This is a genomic window from Spirillospora sp. CA-142024 (genome assembly GCF_050942325.1).
GTDB lineage: Bacteria > Actinomycetota > Actinomycetes > Streptosporangiales > Streptosporangiaceae > Spirillospora.
Genome location: NZ_CP192077.1, coordinates 8795820 through 8817525, shown reverse-complemented (window position 1 = coordinate 8817525; position 21706 = coordinate 8795820). Strand labels below are relative to the sequence as shown.

Annotated in this window: 21 protein-coding genes; 10 read left to right on the top strand and 11 right to left on the bottom strand. The window is 70.6% G+C overall.

Annotation, left to right across the window (positions count from 1 at the left end):
- The first annotated feature begins 202 nt into the window (after positions 1-202).
- From ACQPZP_RS41795 to ACQPZP_RS41785, 3 genes are read left to right on the top strand one after another with little or no spacing between them, the layout of a single operon-like run.
- Positions 203-1159 (top strand): hypothetical protein, encoded by a 957-nt coding sequence (locus ACQPZP_RS41795; RefSeq protein ID WP_433475136.1) that lies wholly within the window; start codon positions 203-205, stop codon positions 1157-1159.
- Positions 1156-2316 (top strand): sensor histidine kinase, encoded by a 1161-nt coding sequence (locus ACQPZP_RS41790; protein ID WP_433475135.1) that lies wholly within the window; start codon positions 1156-1158, stop codon positions 2314-2316. The genes ACQPZP_RS41795 and ACQPZP_RS41790 overlap by 4 nt, the downstream gene beginning before the upstream one ends.
- Positions 2316-2921 (top strand): response regulator transcription factor, encoded by a 606-nt coding sequence (locus tag ACQPZP_RS41785; RefSeq protein WP_433475134.1) that lies wholly within the window; start codon positions 2316-2318, stop codon positions 2919-2921. The genes ACQPZP_RS41790 and ACQPZP_RS41785 overlap by 1 nt, the downstream gene beginning before the upstream one ends.
- Before the next feature lie 68 nt (positions 2922-2989).
- On the opposite strand, the gene ACQPZP_RS41780 is transcribed toward ACQPZP_RS41785, so the two are convergent.
- Both ACQPZP_RS41780 and ACQPZP_RS41775 read right to left on the bottom strand, forming a co-directional pair.
- The gene (locus tag ACQPZP_RS41780; protein WP_433475133.1) at positions 2990-4570 is read right to left on the bottom strand and encodes an alpha/beta fold hydrolase; all 1581 of its coding nucleotides are present in this window, start codon (positions 4568-4570) and stop codon (positions 2990-2992) included.
- Positions 4571-4733: 163 nt separating this feature from the next.
- On the bottom strand, positions 4734-5339 hold the full coding sequence (locus ACQPZP_RS41775) for a methyltransferase family protein (RefSeq protein WP_433475132.1): 606 nt from the start codon (positions 5337-5339) through the stop codon (positions 4734-4736).
- 214 nt (positions 5340-5553) lie between these two features.
- Here ACQPZP_RS41775 and ACQPZP_RS41770 point away from each other — a divergent pair, with 214 nt between their 5' ends.
- The gene (locus tag ACQPZP_RS41770; protein WP_433475131.1) at positions 5554-5904 is read left to right on the top strand and encodes a DoxX family protein; all 351 of its coding nucleotides are present in this window, start codon (positions 5554-5556) and stop codon (positions 5902-5904) included.
- Position 5905: 1 nt separating this feature from the next.
- Here ACQPZP_RS41770 and ACQPZP_RS41765 read toward each other — a convergent pair whose 3' ends face one another.
- The 5 genes from ACQPZP_RS41765 to hisD are packed head-to-tail and all read right to left on the bottom strand — an operon-like array spanning position 5906 to position 12703.
- On the bottom strand, positions 5906-7078 hold the full coding sequence (locus tag ACQPZP_RS41765; protein WP_433475130.1) for an MFS transporter: 1173 nt from the start codon (positions 7076-7078) through the stop codon (positions 5906-5908).
- Positions 7075-7962 carry an LLM class flavin-dependent oxidoreductase gene (locus ACQPZP_RS41760; RefSeq protein ID WP_433475129.1) on the bottom strand — a complete coding sequence of 296 codons (888 nt, stop codon included), beginning with the start codon at positions 7960-7962 and terminating at the stop codon, positions 7075-7077. Before ACQPZP_RS41760 ends, ACQPZP_RS41765 begins: the two co-directional genes overlap by 4 nt.
- A 55-nt stretch (positions 7963-8017) precedes the next feature.
- On the bottom strand, positions 8018-9805 hold the full coding sequence (locus ACQPZP_RS41755) for a thiamine pyrophosphate-binding protein (protein WP_433475128.1): 1788 nt from the start codon (positions 9803-9805) through the stop codon (positions 8018-8020).
- Between the two features lie 43 nt (positions 9806-9848).
- Positions 9849-11378 carry an APC family permease gene (locus ACQPZP_RS41750; RefSeq protein WP_433475127.1) on the bottom strand — a complete coding sequence of 510 codons (1530 nt, stop codon included), beginning with the start codon at positions 11376-11378 and terminating at the stop codon, positions 9849-9851.
- Positions 11379-11383: 5 nt separating this feature from the next.
- Positions 11384-12703, bottom strand: a complete 1320-nt coding sequence (gene hisD / locus ACQPZP_RS41745) for a histidinol dehydrogenase (protein ID WP_433475126.1) — start codon at positions 12701-12703, stop codon at positions 11384-11386.
- 211 nt (positions 12704-12914) lie between these two features.
- Between hisD and ACQPZP_RS41740 the strand changes: the two genes are divergently transcribed.
- From ACQPZP_RS41740 to ACQPZP_RS41720, 5 genes are all read left to right on the top strand, one after another.
- On the top strand, positions 12915-14516 hold the full coding sequence (locus tag ACQPZP_RS41740; protein ID WP_433475125.1) for a PucR family transcriptional regulator: 1602 nt from the start codon (positions 12915-12917) through the stop codon (positions 14514-14516).
- Between the two features lie 125 nt (positions 14517-14641).
- Positions 14642-16198, top strand: coding sequence for a GMC oxidoreductase (locus ACQPZP_RS41735; protein WP_433475124.1), 1557 nt, complete (start codon positions 14642-14644; stop codon positions 16196-16198).
- A 25-nt stretch (positions 16199-16223) separates the two neighbouring features.
- Positions 16224-16778 (top strand): VOC family protein, encoded by a 555-nt coding sequence (locus ACQPZP_RS41730; protein ID WP_433475123.1) that lies wholly within the window; start codon positions 16224-16226, stop codon positions 16776-16778.
- 137 nt (positions 16779-16915) lie between these two features.
- A complete protein-coding gene (locus ACQPZP_RS41725) occupies positions 16916-17113 on the top strand; it encodes a hypothetical protein (protein WP_433475122.1) in 198 nt (65 codons plus the stop codon).
- Positions 17114-17259: 146 nt separating this feature from the next.
- Entirely contained in the window at positions 17260-17679 is a 420-nt protein-coding gene (locus ACQPZP_RS41720) for an SHOCT domain-containing protein (protein ID WP_433475121.1), read from the top strand.
- Between the two features lie 6 nt (positions 17680-17685).
- Here the strand turns inward: ACQPZP_RS41720 and ACQPZP_RS41715 are convergent, their stop codons facing one another.
- The 3 genes from ACQPZP_RS41715 to ACQPZP_RS41705 all read right to left on the bottom strand — a co-directional run bounded on the left by ACQPZP_RS41715 (position 17686) and on the right by ACQPZP_RS41705 (position 20242).
- Positions 17686-19092 carry a DUF2252 domain-containing protein gene (locus ACQPZP_RS41715; RefSeq protein WP_433475120.1) on the bottom strand — a complete coding sequence of 469 codons (1407 nt, stop codon included), beginning with the start codon at positions 19090-19092 and terminating at the stop codon, positions 17686-17688.
- A gap of 90 nt (positions 19093-19182) precedes the next feature.
- Positions 19183-19512, bottom strand: coding sequence for a branched-chain amino acid transporter permease (locus tag ACQPZP_RS41710; RefSeq protein WP_433475119.1), 330 nt, complete (start codon positions 19510-19512; stop codon positions 19183-19185).
- A complete protein-coding gene (locus tag ACQPZP_RS41705) occupies positions 19505-20242 on the bottom strand; it encodes an AzlC family ABC transporter permease (RefSeq protein WP_433475118.1) in 738 nt (245 codons plus the stop codon). Before ACQPZP_RS41705 ends, ACQPZP_RS41710 begins: the two co-directional genes overlap by 8 nt.
- A 63-nt stretch (positions 20243-20305) precedes the next feature.
- Here ACQPZP_RS41705 and ACQPZP_RS41700 point away from each other — a divergent pair, with 63 nt between their 5' ends.
- The gene (locus tag ACQPZP_RS41700) at positions 20306-20764 is read left to right on the top strand and encodes an Lrp/AsnC family transcriptional regulator (protein WP_433475117.1); all 459 of its coding nucleotides are present in this window, start codon (positions 20306-20308) and stop codon (positions 20762-20764) included.
- 40 nt (positions 20765-20804) lie between these two features.
- Here the strand turns inward: ACQPZP_RS41700 and ACQPZP_RS41695 are convergent, their stop codons facing one another.
- Positions 20805-21704 carry an alpha/beta fold hydrolase gene (locus ACQPZP_RS41695; RefSeq protein WP_433475116.1) on the bottom strand — a complete coding sequence of 300 codons (900 nt, stop codon included), beginning with the start codon at positions 21702-21704 and terminating at the stop codon, positions 20805-20807.
- Positions 21705-21706: the final 2 nt, after the last annotated feature.

Here is a 21706-nt window from a genome sequence, read left to right as displayed (position 1 = left end):
CGAAGGGGAGGCCAGAACCAGACTGTGCCCACGGTCGCTCAGAGGAGGCTACGTGTCCGATGGCGTCGCCTCGCTGGTAGTTCCCCGAATGGAGCACATATCCTGGCTCAATTGGGGTTCACGCGTGGAGGGCCTCCTGAAGCCGCGACTGAGAGTCAACAGTTTGGTCCCGCCGGCGACGAGTTCCATTTCGCTCATCACAATGAGCGCGGTCGCCTACAGCGTGCTGATTCCCGCGGTGGAGCTGTGGCGTTTCGCTCTCAGATCCACCGACACGACGCACACCGTCGTCGCGATGCTGGCCACACTGAGCTATCTGCCCTTGCACGTCAGGCACGTCCACCACGCCGCTCAAGGGACCCGTTCCACGGGGGCGGGCTGGACGGTCGCGGCGATGGCCGTGGTGATCGTCGGCGTCCTTCCCTACCTCGGAACCTTCTGGCTGGGGCAGTTCCACGCGCTCGCCGTCTCCGTGCTCATCGTGCTCCGGCCGCCCTGGTCGCTCGCCCTCTTCGGGGCGATCGTGGCCGCGCAGACACCGTTGACGATCGTCTTCGGCCATCCCGAGATGGCTCCCTTCTTCACGATCGCCGGAGCACTCAAAGGGATGCCGGTGTTCCTCCTGATCTGGCTCGTCGGCGCCGTGCGGCGGCTCCACGCGGCCCGGCGGGCGCTGGCGGACGAGGCGGTGGCACGCGAACGACTGCGGATCGACGAGGATCTGCGGCGGACGGTCGGCACGGCCCTGGAGTCGATCGCCGCCCAGGGAGGACGGGCCGGCGCGCTGACCTCGCTCGACAGGGCCGCGGCGGAGGCCGAACTGCGGGCGCTCGCCCAGAATTCACGACGGACGCTGGCCGAGGCCCGGCGGCTGATCCGCGGATACCAGCACACCTCGCTGTCCGCCGAGCTCGACACGGCGGCGACGCTCCTGTCCGCGGCCGGGATAGAGAGCCGCTTCGCCCTCCCCGACGGCGACCTTTCGGACACCGTCGACGAAACCCTCCGCTCCACCCTGCGGGCCGGCGTCACCCGCCTCCTCCAGGACGACACGGTGCGGCGTTGCGTCATCGCGGTCTCCCGCCACGACGGCGGCCTGCGGCTGGAGGTCAGCGCCGACACCGGCCAGGGATGCGACACCGCGGCCGGTGCCCCGTGACGGCCCCGTCCGCCGACTGGTGGGAAGGCCCCGCCTGGTCGCCGCGGCGAGCCCGCTGGTTTCTCATCGCGGCCCACCTGCCGTTCATGCTGACGTCCCCGATCTACGCGATCACGGGACTGGACGGCCCTCCGGCCCGCCATCCCGCCGTCCCGCTGCTCGCGGGCCTGGCCATCGGCGCCCTGCAGTTGCGGCACAGCTTCGCCGCCGTGCGGAGGGAACGTCCACGCGGCTGGCGGTGGACGTTCCTGCTCCTGATCGTCCTGGTGTACCTCCCGATGCCGTGGTTCACCGGGAACTGGATCGACATGCAGTTGTTCGTCGTGGTCTCGGCCATCATGCTGCTGCGCCGCCCGCTCGCGGTCGCGGTCGCCGTCCTCTCTCCGCTGGGGACTCTCGTGGGACTGGCCCTCACGGCGCCCGCCGAGTACACCGACGTCGGCGTCGTCGCGGTGGCGGCCTGGGCGGTCTTCTGGCTGTCCGCCGGATTCACGATCGGGGTGGTGGCCACCTACGGATCGGTATGGCTGGTGCGGATCGTCGACGAGTTGCGGGCCACCCGCACCGAACTGGCCGAGGTCGCCATCGGACGGGAGCGGCTGCGGGTCTCTCGCGATCTGCACGACCTGCTGGGGCAGAGCCTGTCGGCGGTGTCCCTCAAGGGCGACCTGGCGCTGCGGTTGCTGTCCAAGGACACGCCCGCGGCCCGGGCGCAGATCGAGAACCTCACCCTCGTGGCCCGCGACGCGCTGGCCGGAATGCGCGCCGTGACCAGGAACGAGCACTCGGTCTCGCTGGAGGAGGAGACCAGGGGAGTGACCGCTCTGCTCGGCGCCGCGGGCATCGACGTCCGGCTCGACGTACGCCTGCCCGGGCTCGCCCCGGCCGTCCAGGACGTCCTTGCCTGGGCGGTACGGGAGGGAGTGACCAATGTTCTGCGGCACAGCGATGCCCGCATATGTACGATCACCGCGTCGCGCCGGGGCGGTACCGTGCGGCTGGAGATCGTCAACGACGGCGTCCGCGAGCCGAAGGGTGGGGGCAGCGGCCTGGCCGGCCTGGCCGAACGCGCCCGCGCGCTGTCCGGCTCGGTGTCCGCCGACGGCGCCAAAGGCCGGTTCAGGATGCTCGTGGAGATTCCGGAGGAGCCGGCCTGATGATCAAAGTGCTGATCGCCGAAGACGTGCACATGATCCGTGGCGCCCTGGTCGCCCTCATCTCGCTGGAAGACGACATGGAGGTCGTCGCGGAACTGGACCGCGGGGACCGGATCGTGGCCGCCGCCCAGAAAACCCGGCCCGACGTGGCCGTCCTCGACATCGACCTGCCGGGTGCGGACGGCCTCACCGTCGCCGGTGAACTGCACGAGCTGCTGCCCGAATGCCGGACGCTCGTCCTCACCGGACTCAGCCAGCCCGGCAATTTGCTGCGCGCGCTGAAACTCCATGTCCGCGGCTTCATCATCAAGGACGCACCCGCCGAGACCCTCGCCGACGGCATACGCCGGGTGGCCGCCGGTGAGCGCGTGATCGACCCCGACCTGGTCGCCGCCGCGTTGGAAACCGGCAACAGCCCGCTGACCCAGCGCGAGGCCGACGTCCTCCGCGCCGCCGAAAGCGGCATCTCCACCGAAGAGATAGCCGCCGCCCTCTCGCTGTCGCGCGCGACCGTCCGCAACTACCTTTCCAACGCCATCACAAAGGTCAACGCCCGCAACCGCATAGACGCCATCCGGATCTCCCGGAACGCCGGTTGGCTGTAAGGACGCCACTGCGCGGCGTCCTCAGTGCCGCCGGCATCCCGGGAGAGCACCCGTTGGGCCGATTCCCGTCAGTCGACAGGAATCGGGGGGATCTCGGCCAGGCAGCCGGTGCCGGTCGCCCTCCCGGTGCGGAAGAACTCCGACTGCAACTCCATGACGCAGGGGTTGGCCTGCTCGTCGAACTCGGCGACGTGACCGGTGTTGGGTATCTCGATCACCCGGGCACGCGGGTACTGCCGCGCGGCCGCCCGTCCCTCCGCGGTCGGGGTGTTGGCGTCGAGTTCACCGGAGAGGACGAGGACCGGCACGTCGGGCAGTGGCCGGTCGGTGGGCTGTACGGGCCCGTTCCGGTCCGGCCAGCGCAAGCAGAAGTTGCCGCGGTCGTAGATTCCGTTCGTCCAGGCGCGTGCCGTGAACGGGGCGAGGGCGCCCGGTGCCAGCCGCTCGCGTCCCCGCTCGTACTGCCGGGTCCGCGCCGATACCGGGGCACGCCGGTCCCACAGCGTCGGGTAGTCGTTGCAGATCACCGAGGCCCATGTGGTGAGTCCGTAGAACTGCTCGTCGGCCTGCCCGCTCCGCCGGCCCACCCTCCGTTGGGGGAGCCGGTCGCTGAGCGCCGGCTGGGCCCGCGAGGCGGCCACCTCGGTCAACGGCCCGTAGTCGCCTTTCAAGGACGCTCGCACGATGCCGGGCAGCCGTCCCATGAGCTCCCGGTCTCCGGCGGCGTCGTAGGTGATGGCGGCCAGCGCCGTGTCGTCCAGCACGCGCTCGGCGCCCGCGCCCTCATAGGGGACGGGCCGCGCCCGCAGCCGACCGGCCAGCGTGCCGAGGTCGGCGAGAACCCGCTCGCCGGCGCACCTGCCCGAGCTGCGCTCGCACAGCACCTTGATCGCCCGCCTCGTCGCCTGGGCGTTGGGGCGCGCCCACATGTCGAACTCCAGCGGATAGGCGCTCGACAGCACGATGGAGCGGACGTGCCCGGGGTGGCGCTGTGCGTACACGGTCATGAGGTAGCTGCCGTAGGACTCGCCGAGCAGGTCCAGCCGGCCGATGCCCAGGTGCGCCCGGACCGCGTCGAGATCGTCGGCGGTGGCGGCCGAGGTGTAGTGGCGGGAGCGTCTCCCCAGTTCGCGTCCGCATCCTCGCACGGCGTCCAGCAGCCCGGAACGCGTCGCGGGGATGGCGTCGATGGAGAGGTCCTCGCAGTGCTGCGCGTCTGAGCCGCCGGTGCCGCGAGGGTCCATCAGCAGCATGTCGTGGGTATCGAGGATCTTGCCGAAGACGCCGAGGAGAAGCTGCGGCCGCTGCGCCAGGCCCACGATCGTGGCGTTGCCCGGTCCGCCGTCGTTGAGTGCCACCGTGCCGACGGTGGGTGCGGTGCCGCGGTGTCTGACCAGCATGTACCGCACCGTGGTCTCTCCGGACGCGGGGGCGGCGCGGTCCAGCGGCACCCGGATGGTTCCGCATGTGGTCTGCAGCCCCGGCGGTCTCGGACACGTCGTGTCCGTCCGGGCGGCCGCCGGGGCGGCCTGCGCGGCGGGCACGCCGGTCCCCGACGCGCCCGCCCATACGGCGGTCGCTGTGCCGGCCAAGGCCAGGACGGCGAGCGCCCTCGGACGGGTCGGCCGTTTCGCGGTGGTCTTGGTCAAGCCCGGCAGGGTCATTCCTCGCCCCTTCGCTCTGAGATGCTCGCCCGGGACGAGTCTGAGCGGCGGACGGGCGGCTTCGGCAGATTCCGATGTCACCGACCACAGATGATGAACGTCATGATGCCGATCCTGAGTCATCCGACTCCGGCCGGGGCGGATCGGATCACGCGGGGCGGCGGCCGATGCCGGGGAGGAACCGGCCGACGTCGGCGGCGTACCGGCCGTAGTCCTGCCCGTGGACGCGGCGCAGGTACGGTTCCTCGACGGCGCGGACCTGCAGCTGGATCGCCGCGACGGTCAGGACCAGGCCGCCGAGGGAGACGGCGTTGGGGACCATCCCGGCCAGGCCCGCCGCGGTGGCGATCATGGCGGTGAAGATGGGGTTGCGGGCGAGGGCGAACGCGCCGGTGGTGACCAGGGCGGTGCGCTCGGTCTCGTCGACGCCGATGCGCCAGGAGGCGCCCATGGACATCTGCGCCGCCAGGGTGGCGGCCACGCTGAGCGCGGCCAGCGCCAGTCCGCCGCCGCGCACGATCGGGTGGTCCAGGACGCCGAGGGGGTCGAGTCCGGCCAGGTCGGCGACGGGGCCGGCGGCGCCGACCAGCAGCGCGGCGACGAAGGCGATCCGGGCCCACCACTGCATGCCGCCCGTGCGCAGGCCCGCGCCGCGGAATCCGGTGTCGCCGGTGCGGCGCCACTGCAGCAGGCTGCGCAGCCCGAACGCCAGGGCGGCCCAGAGCACGTAGATGATCAGCGCGGCCGTCGCCATGAGGTCCTCCGAGGACTCGGTGCGGGGTGGGGGATGCGGGAGCGGGTTGCCTGAACATCTGAACAACTGCTCATACGTTGATCATAGGGCGGGGAGGCTTCGCCGTACAGGTGGCTTCGTCGCGCGTGGGTTTGATCACAGTCGGCTCTGCGGCCGGCCGTCATGGCCGATGATTTGGGCGTCAGGTTCCGGCGCCGGCTTCAGAGGTGGGCATGTGAACGTGGTAGCGGCAGTGCTGTCGTCCGTCGTCGGGGTGTTGTTCGTCGTGACGGGCGGGGTGAAGGTGCTCGGTGTCCGTCAGAGCCTGGCTGTGCGTGACCACTTCGGTATGGCGCCCGGAGTGTGGCGTGCGGTGGGGGTGCTGGAGGCCGCCGGCGGCGTGGGCGTGCTGATCGGAATCAAGGTGGATCTTCTCGGTCTGCTCGCCTTGGGCGGTCTGATGCTGTTGATGCTCGGCGCCATCGCGTCGCGACTCAGGGTGCACGACCCCGCTCGCCTGCTTCTTGCCGACGTGGGTGTGCTCGGGCTGGTCGTGGCAACGGCCGCCACTCGTCTCGCGGCCTAGGTCACGCCGAGCTCGGGGCCTTCGTCGCGCGAAGGTCTCCTGCCCTGGTGGCCATGACGGCGGCGACCGCGCACAGGACCGCGACGAGCGACAACGCCGATCGCAGCGAAGTGGCGGAGGCGACGAAGCCGAGCAGCGGGGGTCCGACCAGGAACCCGGTGTACGCCATGGTGGCGACCGCGGACAGCGCCCGGGCGGGTGGCAGGAGCGGGCCCCTGGCGGCGGCTTCGAAGGCGACCGGCGCGATGATCGACACGCCGAGACCCACGATCGCGAATCCCGCGACGGCCGCCGCCGGACGGGGCACGGAGAGCCCGCCCGCCAGTCCGGCGGCGGCGATCACGGAGCCCGTCGTGATGATCCGCCGGGGGGTGAACCGGCCGCGTAGCGCGTCGCCGGAGAAGCGGCCGATCAGCATGGTGGCGGAGAAGGCCGCGTAGCCGAGCGGCGCGACCGCCGTGGTGGAGCGCAGAGCATCGCGAAGGTAGATCGCGGTCCAGTCGGCCATGGCCCCTTCCGCCACCGCGCCGCAGAAGGCGATCGCCCCGATGCCCCACAGAGGACGAGGCGGCAGGCGGACGGCCCGCTCCCTGCGGGCTCCGGAGTCGCCTGGAGGTTCGGGAAGGTCGCGCACCATCGAGGGGCGCATCGCGGCCAGGACCGCCACCGCGACGGCGGCGACGGCGAAGAAATGGTCCGTGAGGGACACCCCGTGCCCGGCGGCGAACACGCCTGTAGCCGCACCGGCCAGTCCGCCGAGGCTGAAGAAGCCGTGCAGGGAGGACAGCACCGGGCGTCCTCGCCGCCTCTCGACCTGCAGGCCCTGCGCGTTCATGGCGACGTCCATCCCGCCGTTGCCCGCGCCGAGCAGTACCAGGGCCCCGAACAGGGCCCACAAGGATGTCGCAATTGCCGGAAGAAGGAGCGCGGCACAGAAACCGAATCCGAAGACGCTGGTGGCGAACGCGCTCCCGCGGCGAGAACTCAGCCATCCGCTGGCTTGGAACGCCACCAGCGCTCCCGCCGACATCCCCAGAAGCGCCACCCCGAGCTGCCCGTGGTGCAGTCCCGACCGCTGGGCGGCGCCGGGGATCCGCGCGAACCAGGTCGCCAGGACGAATCCGTTGACGAAGAAGACGACGGAGAGACCGGCCCGCTCGGCGACCTTGATCACGACGCTCGGGCGCGCAGTCCGGGAAGGACCTCCGCGGCCACCGCCTCCAGGACCTGCTCCGAACCCGCGAAGACACCCTCCCGCCGGGGCCACGGCGCAACCACGTCGGTGAACCCGAGCTCGGCGGCACGGCCGAGGAAGTCCCGGTAGGTCTCGACGGACGAAAGGGAGAACACCGGTGCGGCGTCGGTCTGCACGAATCTGCGGACGGACCCGCGCTCCCGCCCCTGTTCGTCCAGCGCCTCGTCGAACCGTGCGGCGGCATCGGCGACATGCCGCCACCAGGTGTCGAGGTCGTCGCTGGGCGCCCCCGTGGTGATCCACCCCTGCCCGAACCGGGCGGCGACCCGCAGCGCCTTCGGGCCGTTGGCCGCGATCACGAACGGCGGGCGAGGCGACCGCACCGGGCCGGGGGCGTTGCGCGCGTCCACGGCCGCGTAGTACTCCCCTGCCAGCGTGGTCCGCTCGCTGCTCAGCAGGGCGTCCAGGAACTCCACGAACTCCGCGAACCTACGGAACCGGCTCACCGGTCTCCCGTCCGCGCCGAGCACGGTGGAGTCGTAGTCACCGGCCCCGCCCGCCCCGACGCCGAGCGTGAACCTGCCCGCCGACACGTCGTCCAGCGCCAGGATCTCCCTCGCGAACGGCACCGGATGCCGGAAGTTCGGCGAGGCGACGAGCGTGCCCAGCTCGATCCGCCCGGTGGCCCGCGCGGCCAGCGCCAGCGTCGGCACGGCCCCGAACCACGGACCGTCGACCAGCGACTCCCAGCCCAGGTGGTCGAAGGTCCACGCGTGGTCGAAGCCGTACTCCTCGGCCCGCCGCCACTTCGGCTCGGCGTCCGGCCAGCGGTACTCCGGGAGAATGACGATTCCGGCTCTCATCGGTCGGCTCACTCCTCGTCGGGACGGGCGGCGGCCGGGATCCCGGCCGCCCTGCTCACAGATGCTGCTCGCGGGCCCGCGTCCGGTGGTACTCGTCCTGGCGCTCGTCGGTGATGTACGCGGGGACTGGGAAGTCCCACCATCCGGGCGTCCAGGGGCCCGCCGCGTCGCGGTCGGTCGGCACCTCGACCAGTGCGGGGGCGCGGGACTCGATCGCCTTGCGCAGTGTGGGCTCCAGTTCGTCCGGCCCTTCGACCCGCCAGGACCGCAGCCCGAACGCCTTGCCCAGCGCCGCGTAGTCGGGGCTGTAGGGCTCCCCGCCCGGGTGGTTGAACTCGGTGCCGATGTGCCGTGACGTCTGCTTGCGCTGGCCGCCGCGGATGGACATGTATCCGGCGTTGTTCTGCACGACGTACACCACGGGTACGTCGTTGGTGACGCTGAGCGCGATCTCCTGGGCGGTCATGAGGAAGTCGCCATCGCCGAGGACGCAGACGACATCGGCCTCGGGCCGGCCGAGCTTGGCGCCGACCGCGGCGGGCACCGCCCACCCCATGGAGGAGAACCCGCCGGAGGTGAGGTGGGTGCGGGGCTCGTACACCGGGAAGGTCTGCTTCACCGCTCCCTGGGTGTTCCCGGAGCCGACGACGATGACCGCGTCGCGCGGGAGGATCTTGCGCAGCGCGCCGAGCGGGCGCTGCGAGGTGAACGGGAAGCGGTTGCTGTCCCGGCGTCCGGCGAGCTTGCGCTCCCAGTCCTCCTTCAGGGTGGCGAGATGGGTGAGGTACTCGGCGCGGGCGGGCGTCGCCGCCGGCAGCGAGTCGGTGATGGCCGCGACCGCGCACCTGGCGTCCGCGACGATGCCGACCTCGGCCGGGTAGTTCTTGCCGATCTCGTGCGGGTCGACGTCGATGTGGATCAGTTTGGCCGGCGGAATGGAGAAGCTGACCCCCTGGGCGTAGCTGGAGGCCGACCAGTCGGTGAACCGGCAGCCGACGGCGACGACGACGTCCGCCGCCGCGGCGATCCCGTTGCCGGGGATCGTGCCGGTCTGGCCGACGCTCCCGGCGAACAACGGGTGGTCTTCGGGGAAGGCGCTCTTGCCGTTCCACGTGGTCACCACCGGGACGTTCCAGCGTTCCGCGAGGCCCAGCACCTCCTGGCCCGCGTCCCCGCTGACCGTCCCGCCACCGACGACGATCACCGGCCGCTCGGCGGCGCGCAGCACGGCGGCGGCGCGGTCGACGGCCTCCGGGTCGGGATACTGGCGGCCCACCGGCAGGCGTGCGGCGAGGTCGTGCAGCGAGACGTCGGCGCTCTCGGCCTGGACGTCCATCGGTATCTCGACGTGCACCGGCCCCGGCCGCCCGGTCAGCATGGAGTTGAAGGACCGGTGGAGGACGAAGGGGAGTTCGTCGACCCTGGTCGCCACCCAGTGGCGCTTGGAGACGGCCTCGGCCACCTTGGGGAAGTCGTTGGCGGTGTACCGGTCGAGCTCCTGGAGCAGGCCGTGGCCGCGCATGTGCGTGGGTGGGCCGCCGGTGACGACCAGCACGCTCGTGGAGTCGGCGAAGGCCGTGGCCATGCCGATCACGGTGTTGCTGGCGCCGGCGCCGATCGAGGTGACGGCGGCCATCGGACGGCCCGTCGTCCGGTAGTAGCCGTCGGCCAGGTGGACGGCGCTCTGCTCGTGGAAGACCTGGATGAACGGGATCCGGGACTCCTGGTCGAGGAGGGCGTCGGTGAGCGACCAGATGCCGTGGCCGGGGATCCCCGCCACGTAGTCGACTCCGTAGTTGCGCAGGGTGCGTGCGACGATCTGGCCGCCGGTGAGCACGGGCACGGTGCGCTCCTTTCGGTGAAGGTGAGACGTCGGTCTGTTGAGGTCAGGGCCGCTGGTCCCGCAGCCGGCGGGCGACTTCGATCGCGTCGCCCTCCTGCGCGTCCGACCGGTCCCCGGGCCGGACGGTGAGGAGGTAGGCCAGGCCGGCGCCCGCGACGATCAGGAAGCCGATGAGCGCGATCCACCGGTCGTAGAAGGGCAGGTCCGAGTCACCGGTGGGCTGGGCCAGGAGGATCATCGCGAGTATCCCGTACAGGAGCGCGGCGACCGTCACCGGGAGCCCGGCCTTGCCCATGCTCCACGCGCCGGCCGGGCGCCAGCCCTTCAGCCGCATGCGCAGCGCCGCCAGCACGACCATCTGGAAGGCGACGTACCCCGCGAGCATCTGGAACGCCGCGATGCGGAAGAGCGAGTCCGGCGCGAAGTACACGAACAGGAACAGCGCCAGCGGCGGGATGTTGACGGCTATGAGGGCGTTCACCGGGACGTGCCGCTTGGCCGAGATGCGGGAGAAGACGTGGCTGCCCGGGAACATGTCGTCGCGGGCGAAGGAGAACACGAGCCGGCTGGCCGCCGCCTGCTGCCCCATCACGCAGGCCAGGAACGAGGTGAGCGCGACGACGAGGAACGCCTTGGTGCCGACCGAGCCGAGGGAGTTCTGCAGGATGGCCGGAATCGGGTTCCCGACGTCGCCGGACACGATGGCCGGAAGGTCCGGCGCGGCCAGGACGTAGCCGGCGTAGGACAGCAGTGCCGAGCCTCCGCCGACGAGCACGGTCAGCTGCATGGCCCGGGGGATCCGGCGGGCCGGGTCGGGTACCTCCTCGGCGACCTCGCCGCAGGCCTCGAAACCATAGAACAGCAGCAGCCCGACCAGCGACGCGGCCAGGAACGGGCCGAAGTACCCCTCGCCGTGGCCGCCGGTCCCCATGGTGTCGAAGAAGACCGAGAACGGCTGGTGCCGCTGGAAGACGAGCAGGTACAGGCCGACGGCGATCACCCCGACCAGCTCCGCCGCCAGTCCGATCTTGGAGATGCGGGCCAGCGTCCGCGTGCCCGTCGCGTTGAGCACCAGCCCGATCGCCGTGACGATCACGGCGATGACCAGGCGCGACCCGGGCGAGGACTGCGCGCCGGGATCGTCGGCCGTGCCGAACAGCAGGCTGGCGACGAAGTCGGCGCTGAACAGCGCGGTGGTCGTGATGCCGATGATCACACCGCAGATGTAGATCCACGACAGCAGCCACGCGTACCGGCCGCTCCACAGCCGCCGCGCCCACTGGTAGAGCCCGCCGGCGAGCGGATACTGCGCCACGACCTCGCCGAACACCAGCGCGACGAGGAACTGGCCGGCGGCGACGATGAAGATCCAGAAGACGGCCGGGGGTCCCGCCGTCGTCAGGCCCTGCGCGAAGAGCGCGATCACCCCGACGAGCGGTGACAGGTAGAGGAAGCCGAGTGCGAAGTTGGCCCACAGCCCCATCTGGCGTTCGAACTTCTGCTCGTAGCCCAGAGCCTTGAGCTGGGCGTCGTCTGCGGAGACCTGCGGGCGGCCGTCCTGTGTCGTGGACATCGGCCTTACCTTTCGTGATCCATGGCGTGGTCGGTCCAGGCGGGTTCACGGCCGCCGGCGGCGGCCGCCCGGATGTCGCCTGACCGGGCGTGGCCTTCGAAGTCCTCGAGGCGGGAGACCCGGCCGCAGACCTCGCCGAGCAGAGCGCTCGTCGCGGGGTCGCGCACCTCTTGGTAGGTGACGGTCTTGAGGAACTTCCCCACCCACAGACCGCCCGTGTAGCGCGCCGCACCGAGCGTGGGCAGCACGTGATTGGTGCCGATCACCTTGTCGCCGAAGGACACGCACGTCCCGGCGCCGAGGAACAGGGCACCGTAGTCGCGCATGCGCTCCAGGGCCATGCGGGGATCGGCGGTCATGATCTGCACGTGTTCGGAGGCGTAGGTGTCGGCCAGCGCGTAGGCGGTGTCCAGGTCGTCGACCACCCGGACCTCACCGTGGTCGCGCCAGGCCGGACCGGCGACCGCGTTGGTCGGCAGGCCGGGGAGGAGCCGCTCGACGTGCTCGATCGTCCGCCGGCCGACCTCCGCGGAGGTCGTGATCAGCACGGCCGGCGAGTCCGGGCCGTGCTCGGCCTGACTGAGCAGGTCGACCGCGACGACGAACGGATCGGCGGTCTCGTCGGCCACGATGAGGATCTCGGTCGGGCCGGCGAACAGGTCGATGCCGACCTCACCGAACAACTGCCGCTTCGCCTCGGCGACATAGGCGTTGCCCGGGCCGGTGATCAGCGGTACCGGCGCGATCGTCTCCGTGCCGAGCGCCAGCGCCGCGATGGCCTGCACGCCTCCGAGGACATAGATGTCGTCGGCGCCTGCGAGATGCATCGCCGCGATGCTCACCGGCGGAGGCTGCCCGCCGCCGGGCGGCGTGGTGGCCGCCACCCGGTCGACGCCGGCGACCTTCGCGGTGACGACCGTCATGTGGGCCGATGCGGTCAGCGGGTACCGTCCGCCGGGCACGTACGCGCCCGAGGCCGAGACGGGGATGTTGCGGTGGCCGAGCACCACCCCGGGCAGTGTCTCCACCTCGATGTCGCCGATCGAGTCGAGTTGCGCCCGGGCGAAGCCGCGCACCTGGTCCTGGACGAACCGGAGATCGTCCAGGACCGTCTCGGGCACCGACTTCACGATGGCGGCGATCTCGTCGTCGCGCAGCCGGTAGGAGTCCGGCGCCCAGCCGTCGAACCTGCGGGAGTAGCGCCTGACCGCGTCGTCGCCTTCGGCGCGCACATCGGCGATGACCTGCGCGACCGTCTCGATGACCTGCGGATCACCGGCACGCGCCGGTGTCCGTCCCGCTGCGGCCTTCAGGCTGATGGACACTCGGACTCTCCCTTGCGAAAAGACGTGGGCTCGATGCCGGAGGCGCTCCGAACGGCTCTGTCGGCCGGGTCAGGCTGCCGGACCGATCGCGGCGATGGGGAGAAGTCTTGCGACGCATCACCGCCGCTGACAGACTCGCGATGCGAAGCGACAGGCCCGATCACTGCACAGTCCGTGCAGTGACCGAGATTCCGGTGGAGAAGGGTTCTCGATGGGGCTCACGATCGAGGCGGTTCTGGATCTTGAGATCTTCCGGCGTGCCGGCGCCAGGATCTTCGCCGGGCACCGCAACCTGCACCGGACGGTCCGCTGGGTGCACGCGGGGGAGATCCCCGACATCGCACGGTTCCTGTCCGGCGGTGAGCTGCTGCTCACCGCGGGTCTCGGCATCGGGGGCACCGACGAGGAGCAGCGCACCTACATCCGGCGGATCTGGTCGGCGAACGCCGCCGTTCTCGTCGTCGAGCTGGCCGGACGGGCGTTCGCCACGATGCCGGACGGCGTGGTCGAGGAGGCCGAGCGGCTCGGTCTCCCCGTGGTCGGCCTGAAGGAGGAGATCCCGTTCGCGGAGGTGTCCGCCCAGGTGCACGAGATGCTGGTGGAGCAGCGCGTGCAGGAGCTCACCGACGAGGAGGCCATCGGCCAGGCCTTCATGAACCTCCTGCTGGACGGCCAGGACTCCCTGGCGCTCACCGCCGAGCTGGCGCGGCGGGTCGGTCACCCGATCGTGCTGGAGGACATGTCCCACCAGGTGCTCGCCTACGCCGGGCGCACCCCCGAGGCCGACCAGATCATGGCCGAGTGGAGCACCCATTCACGGGTCCTGCACGAACTCCAGCCGCTGTCACCTCGGGGGCATCGCCCCCTGCCCTCGGTGCGGGCGCGGACCGCGGCCGACTTCGCCGAGTGCGCCCGCCGGCCCGTCGTGCTCCGGGGCGAGTGCTGGGGCTGGTTGCACGTCCTGCACGGCCCGGCCGAGCTCGCCGGGTCGGATCTGTACGCGCTGGATCGGGCCGCCGCGGCCGTGGCCATCACGCTGCTGAGCGAACGCGAGATCGGAGCGCGCTCGGCCCAGCGCCAGAGTGCCCTGGTCAACCGGCTCATGCTGGGAGACCTGTCCGGTGAGGACTTCGTGCGGAAGGCGCTGGCGCTCGGCCGCGACCTGCGCCGCCGGCGGCTCCTGGTGGTCGTCGTCGGCAAGGACGGGGCGGACGGCACCTTCGCAGAACAGGACCTGTCCGAGACCCTGCGCGGCATCGGCGCCCCCGCCGTCGTCGCCGACATGGGCGACTACACGCTGGCGGTGGCGGGGCTGCCGCCGGACACGCCGGACCGTGTGATCGTCGACGCGCTGGACGGCCACCGGGTACGCGCCGGGATCAGCCGGATCATCGAGCCCGCGAACCTGCCGGTCGCCGTCCAGCAGGCCCGCAACGCCGCCGCCGCGGCGGCCGCCCGCCCGGATCCGTCCGTGCTGCGCTTCGACGACCTCGGCGTCCTGCGGCTGCTGGTCGCCCTGGCCCAGGGCCCCGAGCTGGCCGGCTACGTGGAGGACGAACTGGGCGTCCTGCTGCGCCACGACGCGAGCAGCGCGAACCGCCTCCTGCCCACGCTCCGGGCCTACCTGGAATGCGACGGCAACAAGTCCCAGGCCGCGAGCGCGCTGTACGTCCAGCGGCGCACGCTGTACTACCGGCTCGAACGGCTCGACCGGTTGATGGGCGTCTCCCTGGACGACCCCGCCGTGCGCGAGCGTCTCCTGCTGGCGGTGCGCGGCCTCGACCTCCTGCAGCGGCCGTTCGCCGCCGGATGAGTCATGCGGGGGCCCATGCACGGTATGTGCAAGCCCGGCCGCGATCCTGCACGCGATGGCCCTCCTCGGCCCGCCCTTTCGGTGCCTAGGGTTCAACCCTCGACCCCTCGGACCAAGGAGCTTCGATGACACAGGTGTTCGGCGGGAGCAGGCCGGCGGTGATAGCCGATCCACCGGACGAACTCGAATGCGACATCGTCATCATCGGCTCCGGCATGGGCGGCGGCACCCTCGCCTACGCGCTCCGCGACTCCGGGGCCCGCGTCCTGATCGTCGAGCAGGGCGACTTCCTGCCCAAGGAGGTCGCCAACTGGTCGGCCAAGGATGTGTTCGTGGACGGCCGGTACAAGAACTCCGCCCTCTGGTACGACGAGACCGGCCGGGGCTTCGTCCCGGGCAACTACCACTACGTCGGCGGAAGCACGAAGATGTACGGCGCCACGCTGCCCCGGATGCGCGAGCACGACTTCGACGCGGTCGAGCACCCCGACGGCGTGTCACCGGCATGGCCCCTGAGCTATGACGACCTTGAGCCCCACTACGCCGAGGCCGAGCGCATGTTCTGGGTGCACGGCCGGAAAGGCGAGGACCCCACCGACCCCTGGCGCTCGACGGACTTCCCGTTCGCGCCGGTATCTCATGAACCGGCCGTGGCCGGGTTCGAGGCGAGCCTGCGCGAACAGGGTCTGCACCCCTTCCACCTCCCTCAGGCGATCGACCTGCGGGAGGGCGGCAAGTGCATCCGATGCCCGAGCTGTGACGCCTTCCCTTGCCTGGTGGACGCCAAGGGAGACGCCGACGTCGCCGCGGTGCGCCCGGCACTGAAGTCGCCGACGGTCCGGCTGCTCACCCGCACCGAGGTCAAACGGCTGGAGACCGATTCGCGCGGGCGCCAGGTCAGCAAGGCCCGGGCGCGCCGCGACGGCCGTGACATCTCCATCAGGGCGAAGCGTTTCGTGGTCTCGGCCGGCGCGGCCAACACGGCGGCACTGCTGCTCCACTCCGCCTCCGACGCGCACCCCACCGGCCTGGCCAACCGTTCCGACCAGGTGGGCCGCAACTACATGACGCACGTCACGACGTTCTTCCTGGCGGCGGACCCTCGGCGGACCAACGACGACGTCTACCAGAAGACGCTCGGTCTCAACGACTGGTACAGCGCCGGAGCGGACAACCGCTACCCCCTGGGCAACGTGCAGGGGCTCGGCAAGTTGCGCGGCCCGATGGTCAAGAACGCGCGCCGGATGGTCCCCATGCCGGTCCTCGACGCCGTGACGCGCCGCACCCTCGACCTGTTCCTCCAGACCGAGGACCTTCCGCTTCCGGAGAACCGGATCCGGCTCGGCTCCGGTGACCGCATCGTGGTCAGCCGCCGGCCCACCAACCTGTCCGCGCACCGTGAACTGGTCACCCGTATGAAGCAGGTGGCCCGCCGCGCCGGATACCCGGTGACCCTCCACCAGATGCTGGGCATCGAGGCGACGTCGCACCAGTGCGGCACCGCCCGGATGGGCGAGGACGGGGCCGGCAGCGTCGTGGACTCCCGCTGCAAGGCCCATGACGTGGACAACCTCTGGATCGTCGACAGCTCGCCCTTCCCGTCGTCCGCGGCGGTCAACCCCGCCCTCACGGTCGCGGCCCTCGCGCTCCGGGTGGCCGCCGCGGGCGAGCTCACCTCCTGACCGGCCGACACGAACGGAGAAGTCATTGAACGGCGAACAGGTGGTCCCGCGGGGCGTCCCCACCATCCGGAGCGTCGACCACGTCGCCTACACGGTCCCGGATCTGGACGCCGCCGTGTCCTTCTTCGTCGACCACTTCGGCGGCGAGCTGATCTTCCACGACGGCCCCTTCTCCGGGCAGGCCGACGAGATGACCCGCCGTCTGAACGTCGACCCCCGCGCCGTCTGCCGCCTGGCGATGGTCCGCCTCGGCCTGCACACCAACCTCGAACTGTTCGAATACGACGCTCCCGAGCAGCGGCCGTCACCCCCGAGGAACAGTGACATCGGCGGCCATCACCTGGCGTTCTACGTCGACGACATCGACGTCGCGCACGCGTATGTCAGCGCGATCCCCGGGGTCACCCTCATGGACGGACCCAACGGCGTCGCACCGGACTCCCCGGTGGCGGGCCAACGCTGGTTCTACTTCCTGACCCCCTGGGGCATGCAAATGGAACTCACCTCCTGCCCCGGAGGCCGCTTCTACGCCGACCTCCCCGGAGCGCGAATGGCTCCTCCCAGTGAACATTGGCGATAGCCCTGCCAACGGGGGGGTGAACTGTTCCACCCTCGCCTGTGATACGTCTGCATATCCACCCCGGCTCGGCACAGTCAATTTCCGTAGCGCGCCCGGCACACCAGCAGGGCGCCACGGAAATCAAAAGGAGGAAGGCTGTGCCGAACCGAATCGACGTGCCGGACAAACCTGACGTGCACCTCGACGATGTCGCGTACGACGCGATCCAAATGGCCAACGAGACCGGCGAGCCCGTGACGGTGGCCCTCGGGGAGAGGGAAACCGTCGTCGAGCCCCGTACCAAGGTTGGCCCTGCGGCAATAACCGCGCGTTTGCTCAATGCGGACGAGCGGTAGCGGGAACCCGCAACTGACGATGGTCCGGTGCAGCAGGGCCGGGCCATCGTCTCCAGAACCACCTGCCGTGGGTGATTCCGGTGCCGTCGGGGGCGAGGAGCGTTGGCCGCATCGGATGAGGATGGGCCGACGACAGGAGGACCACCATGAACGAGCTCGCGAGACCCATCGCCGCGACGGACTACCCCCTGCTGAACGTCTTCTGGACCATGCTGTGGTTCTTCCTGTGGGTCCTGTTCCTGATGGTGCTCTTCAGGATCCTCGCCGACATCTTCCGCGACGACCGGCTGAGCGGCTGGGGCAAGGCGGGATGGTCGATCTTCGTGATCGTGCTGCCCTTCCTCGGCGCCATCGTGTACCTGATCGCGCGCGGCCGGGACATGGGGGAACGCGACCTGCGCGCCGTCCAGAAGCGCGACGACCAGTTCCGGGCCTACGTCCGCGATGCGGCCGGGACGCCGGAGCACACGAAGACCGACGAGCTGGTCAAGCTCGCCGAACTCAAGAACCACGGCGACATCAGCGAGGTGGAGTACCAGCAGGCGAAGACCAAGATCCTCGCCTGAACCGTCTCAGACGCTCTGGGCGGTGACGCGGCCGCCCTCGACGGCGTCGGCCAATGCCCGGTGGTCGCGTTCGTTCTGGTCGGCGTAACTCTCCGCGAACTCCGCCAGGGCCCGGTCGAAGGCATCGCTCTTGCCGAGATAGGCGGCGATCGCGATCGGATCACCGGAGCGTGCGTGGGCCCGGGCCAGGGACGCCCCGCACAGCCTGCCGAAGAGTTCCATCGTGTCCGGCGGCATCGTCTCGGGCTGGGCGATTCCCTTCCAGTCGTGCAGTTGCCGCACGTAGAAGTCACGTTGCCGGCCGTCGATCCCGGTGACCCTGTCCCAGCCCAGGAAGATGTCGCCGGCCGCCTGCATCAGGCGTTGTCCGGCGACGACGCGCTGGCCCTGGTTGCGTTGCCGCGCGGCGGCGGCGTACGGGGCGAGGACCGACTCTCCGGCCTCCTTCGCCTGCAACAGCAGGGGGTCTTCGTCGTCCCTGCCCAGCATCAGGACGATCCAGCAGCGGGTGCCGACGCTGCCGACACCGACCACCTTGCGCGCCATGTCCACCGGATGGAACCGGCTCAGCAGATGCCTGCGCTCGGGGGAGAGGCTGCGGCGGTAGCTCTGGAGCAGGCCCCGCAGCGTCCTTTCGAGCTCGGAGCGTTCTTCGTCGGGAAGCAGGTCCGCGATGGGGGTGATCAGGGGCGGGTCGGGGTTGATGCGGCGCCTGCGGCCGTCGGCCGGACGCGTGAGCTTGTCGAACGCCTGGATGTTGTCGCGGCTGCGGGCCTTGGCCTTCGCCCGGGACGCTCTCCGGCGGGCGTTCTTGTCCAGGCGCTCCTGCAGGATCGCCTGGAGTTGGTCGGCGTCGTCCTGGGCGTACCAGACGTCGAGGGTGCGCATGGCGGCCAGGTCGTGCATTCGCGTCCGGTAGGCCTGGACGCAGGTCCGCACGATGGCCCGGCGTTCCCCGGCGGTGAAGGCGTTGGCGCGGGCGGCGATGACGAAGCTGGTGGCGAGCCGCTTGACGTCCCATTCGAACGGTCCCGGCAGGGTCTCGTCGAAGTCGTTGATGTCGAAGAGCAGATGGCGCTCGGGCGAGGCGAGGAGCCGGAAGTTCAGCAGGTGCGCGTCGCCGCACAGCTGCGTCGTGATCCCGGTGTGCGGCGCGGGCCCGAGATCCGCGGCCATGATCGCGGCCGCGCCCCGGTAGAACCGGAACGGTGACTCCAGCATTCGTCCGTACCGGATCGGCACGAGTTCCGGGACACGCTCGGCGGACTGCCGCTCGATGACGCCGATCGGATCGGGACGCCGCCCGTCCGGTTCGAACGCGGCGTGCCCGGTGCGGGGCACCCTCGCACGCGCGGCCTTGCCGTACGCGGCCCGCTCCGAAGGGCTCAGGTGATCGCTAAGAGCCGTCGTCATGGCCGGTCCTTCCGATAGACGCCTCCCGCCATTGCGTCGCCGTCGACGCGGGCGCCGCATCACCCGGATGAGGTGAATGCCCGGCGCTCGTCAGTGGGCGAGGATCGTGCTGGCCAGGACGACGTGGAGGGCGGTGCCGCCGAGGATGCTGAGCAGGGCGTTGCGGCGCCACAGGTGCAGGGCGATGGTGGCCGCCAGGGCGGCCGGCGGGGCAAGAGCCTCCGGCCGTGGCAGTGGCAGGTCGCGCAGGCAGTAGACGACCAGGATCACCATGACGCCGGCGGGCATGCGGGTGTTGAGGTACTGGACGATGCCGCTGGCGCGCAGTGGCGCCAGTGCGGCGAACGGCAGGGCCCGCAGCGCCCATGTGACGGCGGCGGCGACGATGATCGCGGCGACGGCGTAGCGGGTGTCAGGCATGGCCGGGCCTCCGGCAGATGGTGGCGTACCGGACCAGGAGCCCGCCGGTGAACAGGGCGAACGCGACCAGGAGCACCTGGCCGGGGAACAGCAGCCGGGCGGCCAGCGTGCTGAGGAGGGCGAGCACGGGGGTGGGCAGGTCGCCGCGCAGGTCGCGCAGGGCGTCGAGGGCCAGCACGGTGAACAGGGCGGTGAGGGCGAAGTCCAGGCCGGTGACGCTGCCGGGGATGACGGAGCCGAGCAGGGCGCCGGCGGTCGCGCTCGCCGTCCAGTACAGGTGCAGGAACGACTGCAGCCACAGGATGCGCCGGCCGGGCCAGGAGCGGGCCTCCTCACCGGTGGTCAGCGCGTAGACCTCGTCGCTGAGCGCGAAGGTGCCGTACGCCTTTCCAAGACGGCCGGTCACCCGGTGCAGCGGGAATGACAGCGCGTAAAAGACGTGCCGTACGTTCACCATGAAGGCGGTCACGGCGACCGACGCCAATGGGGCGACGGCGGCGACCAATCCGATCAGCAGGAACTCGAACGATCCGCCGTAGATGAGTGCGGCCGACAGGCCCGCCCACCACCAGTGGAGACCGGACTGTGCGACCAGGGCCCCGAAGGCGAGACCGAGCGGAACGAAGCCCAGCCCCACCGATGCCGAATCGCGGAGCGCCGCCCGTGCGGAAGACGTCCGGGGCGGGGCGGACCGAGGCCGGTCACCGGCAACGACGGAACTGACTCGCATGGGCGCCAGTTTATTAGAAAATGCAGGTAATTTGGTTTCGGGTCAGAGCGATATTGTGGTGCTGTGAGCAATGAATTCATCATCGATGCGGTCGATCGAGAAATTTTGTTTCAGCTGCGGCAGGACGGGCGGCTGAGCAACGTCGAACTGGCCCGGCGGGTGGGCCTGACCCCGCCGCCCTGCCTGCGCCGCCTCAGGCGGCTGGAGGAGGGCGGTGTCATCACCGGCTACCGCGCGATCATCAACCCCGAGGCGGTCGGCCGCGGCCTGGAAGTCCTGGTCAACGTCGAGGTCTCCGCCACCGACCGGGAGACCGTCGAGGCGTTCGAGGACACCGTGGCCGCCTACGAGGAGGTCGTCGAGTTCCGCCGCATGTACGGCCGCCCGGACTACTTCATCCGCGTGGCCGTCGCCGACCACGCCGCCTACGAAGCCTTTCTCACCGGCAGGCTCTACGGGCTTCCCGCGGTCCTGCGCCTGGAATCCCGCCTCACCATGAAGAAGATCAAGGCGGACGGCTGACACGAGGGTGGCACCCGGATCATCGTCCGGACGGCGGTCCTTAGCGTTCGGCCTGTGACGTGACGCGTTGAATGGCCTGAACGGCGGCATCAGGCTGCTCGACGTAGATGTAGTGTCCGCTCTTCGCGGCCGTGGTCAGCCTGCTGCGGCTGGACAGCGCGAGCCACTTGCGCTGGCCTGCGGTCCACGCCTGCTCCAGGCGCGGCCCGTACTTGGGAACGGCCGCGAGGTACGGCTTCCCATGCTTGATCACCTCGACCGGAATCCTTCCGGCCGAACGCACCTCTCCGTCGGTCATGACGAGCTTTTCCGGGTTGTTCCCCTGAAAGATCGCAAGGTTCTGTGCGCGTAGTTGAGCCGCCTGCCCGGTGGCGGACTTGGGAATGGCCTTCGTTATGTCGTCGGTAATCGTCGGTGACGTCGCGTCCATCAGGACCAGCCCCTTGACCCTGTCCTGATGGTCGGGGGCGTATCGGGCGGCGATCAGCCCGCCCATCGAGTGCCCGGCCAGGACGACCGGCCCGTCACCGGCGATCCGATCGAGTACCCCGGTGAGGATCTTCCCCGTGCTGGAGAAGCTCTGCGGACCGTCCGGTTTGTCGCTCGCGCCTGCGCCGAGCCGGTCGTAGGAGCAGACACGATTCGCCTTGCTCAGGGTCTTCTGGAAGGCGGCCATCTTGTCCAGCCCGTCACCCCCTCCGTGCAGCAGGACGACGACCGGCCTGCCCTTCGCGGGGACGCCCGAACAGGACACGTTCACCGACCTGCCCGCGACATCGATCTTCTTGGTTCCGGAGAACGGATCGGCGGTGGCCTTGGGCGTCTTGGAGGCGAACGGGTCCCAGTCCGCCGCCGTATCGTCATCACAGCCCGCGAGTACCGGGCCGGCCACGGTGCAGCAGAGCGCGACCAAAGCGGCTGCCTTGATCTTGCTGGGCATGA

Coding starts and splice junctions, on each gene's coding strand:
- ACQPZP_RS41735 (WP_433475124.1), top strand. CDS start 14,642: ATGACACAGGTGTTCGGCGGGAGCAGGCCGGCGGTGATAGCCGATCCA.
- ACQPZP_RS41720 (WP_433475121.1), top strand. CDS start 17,260: ATGAACGAGCTCGCGAGACCCATCGCCGCGACGGACTACCCCCTGCTG.
- ACQPZP_RS41760 (WP_433475129.1), bottom strand. CDS start 7,962: ATGAGAGCCGGAATCGTCATTCTCCCGGAGTACCGCTGGCCGGACGCC.
- ACQPZP_RS41715 (WP_433475120.1), bottom strand. CDS start 19,092: ATGACGACGGCTCTTAGCGATCACCTGAGCCCTTCGGAGCGGGCCGCG.
- ACQPZP_RS41740 (WP_433475125.1), top strand. CDS start 12,915: ATGGGGCTCACGATCGAGGCGGTTCTGGATCTTGAGATCTTCCGGCGT.
- ACQPZP_RS41710 (WP_433475119.1), bottom strand. CDS start 19,512: ATGCCTGACACCCGCTACGCCGTCGCCGCGATCATCGTCGCCGCCGCC.
- ACQPZP_RS41795 (WP_433475136.1), top strand. CDS start 203: ATGAGCGCGGTCGCCTACAGCGTGCTGATTCCCGCGGTGGAGCTGTGG.
- ACQPZP_RS41785 (WP_433475134.1), top strand. CDS start 2,316: ATGATCAAAGTGCTGATCGCCGAAGACGTGCACATGATCCGTGGCGCC.
- ACQPZP_RS41750 (WP_433475127.1), bottom strand. CDS start 11,378: ATGTCCACGACACAGGACGGCCGCCCGCAGGTCTCCGCAGACGACGCC.
- ACQPZP_RS41775 (WP_433475132.1), bottom strand. CDS start 5,339: ATGGCGACGGCCGCGCTGATCATCTACGTGCTCTGGGCCGCCCTGGCG.
- ACQPZP_RS41695 (WP_433475116.1), bottom strand. CDS start 21,704: ATGCCCAGCAAGATCAAGGCAGCCGCTTTGGTCGCGCTCTGCTGCACC.
- ACQPZP_RS41705 (WP_433475118.1), bottom strand. CDS start 20,242: ATGCGAGTCAGTTCCGTCGTTGCCGGTGACCGGCCTCGGTCCGCCCCG.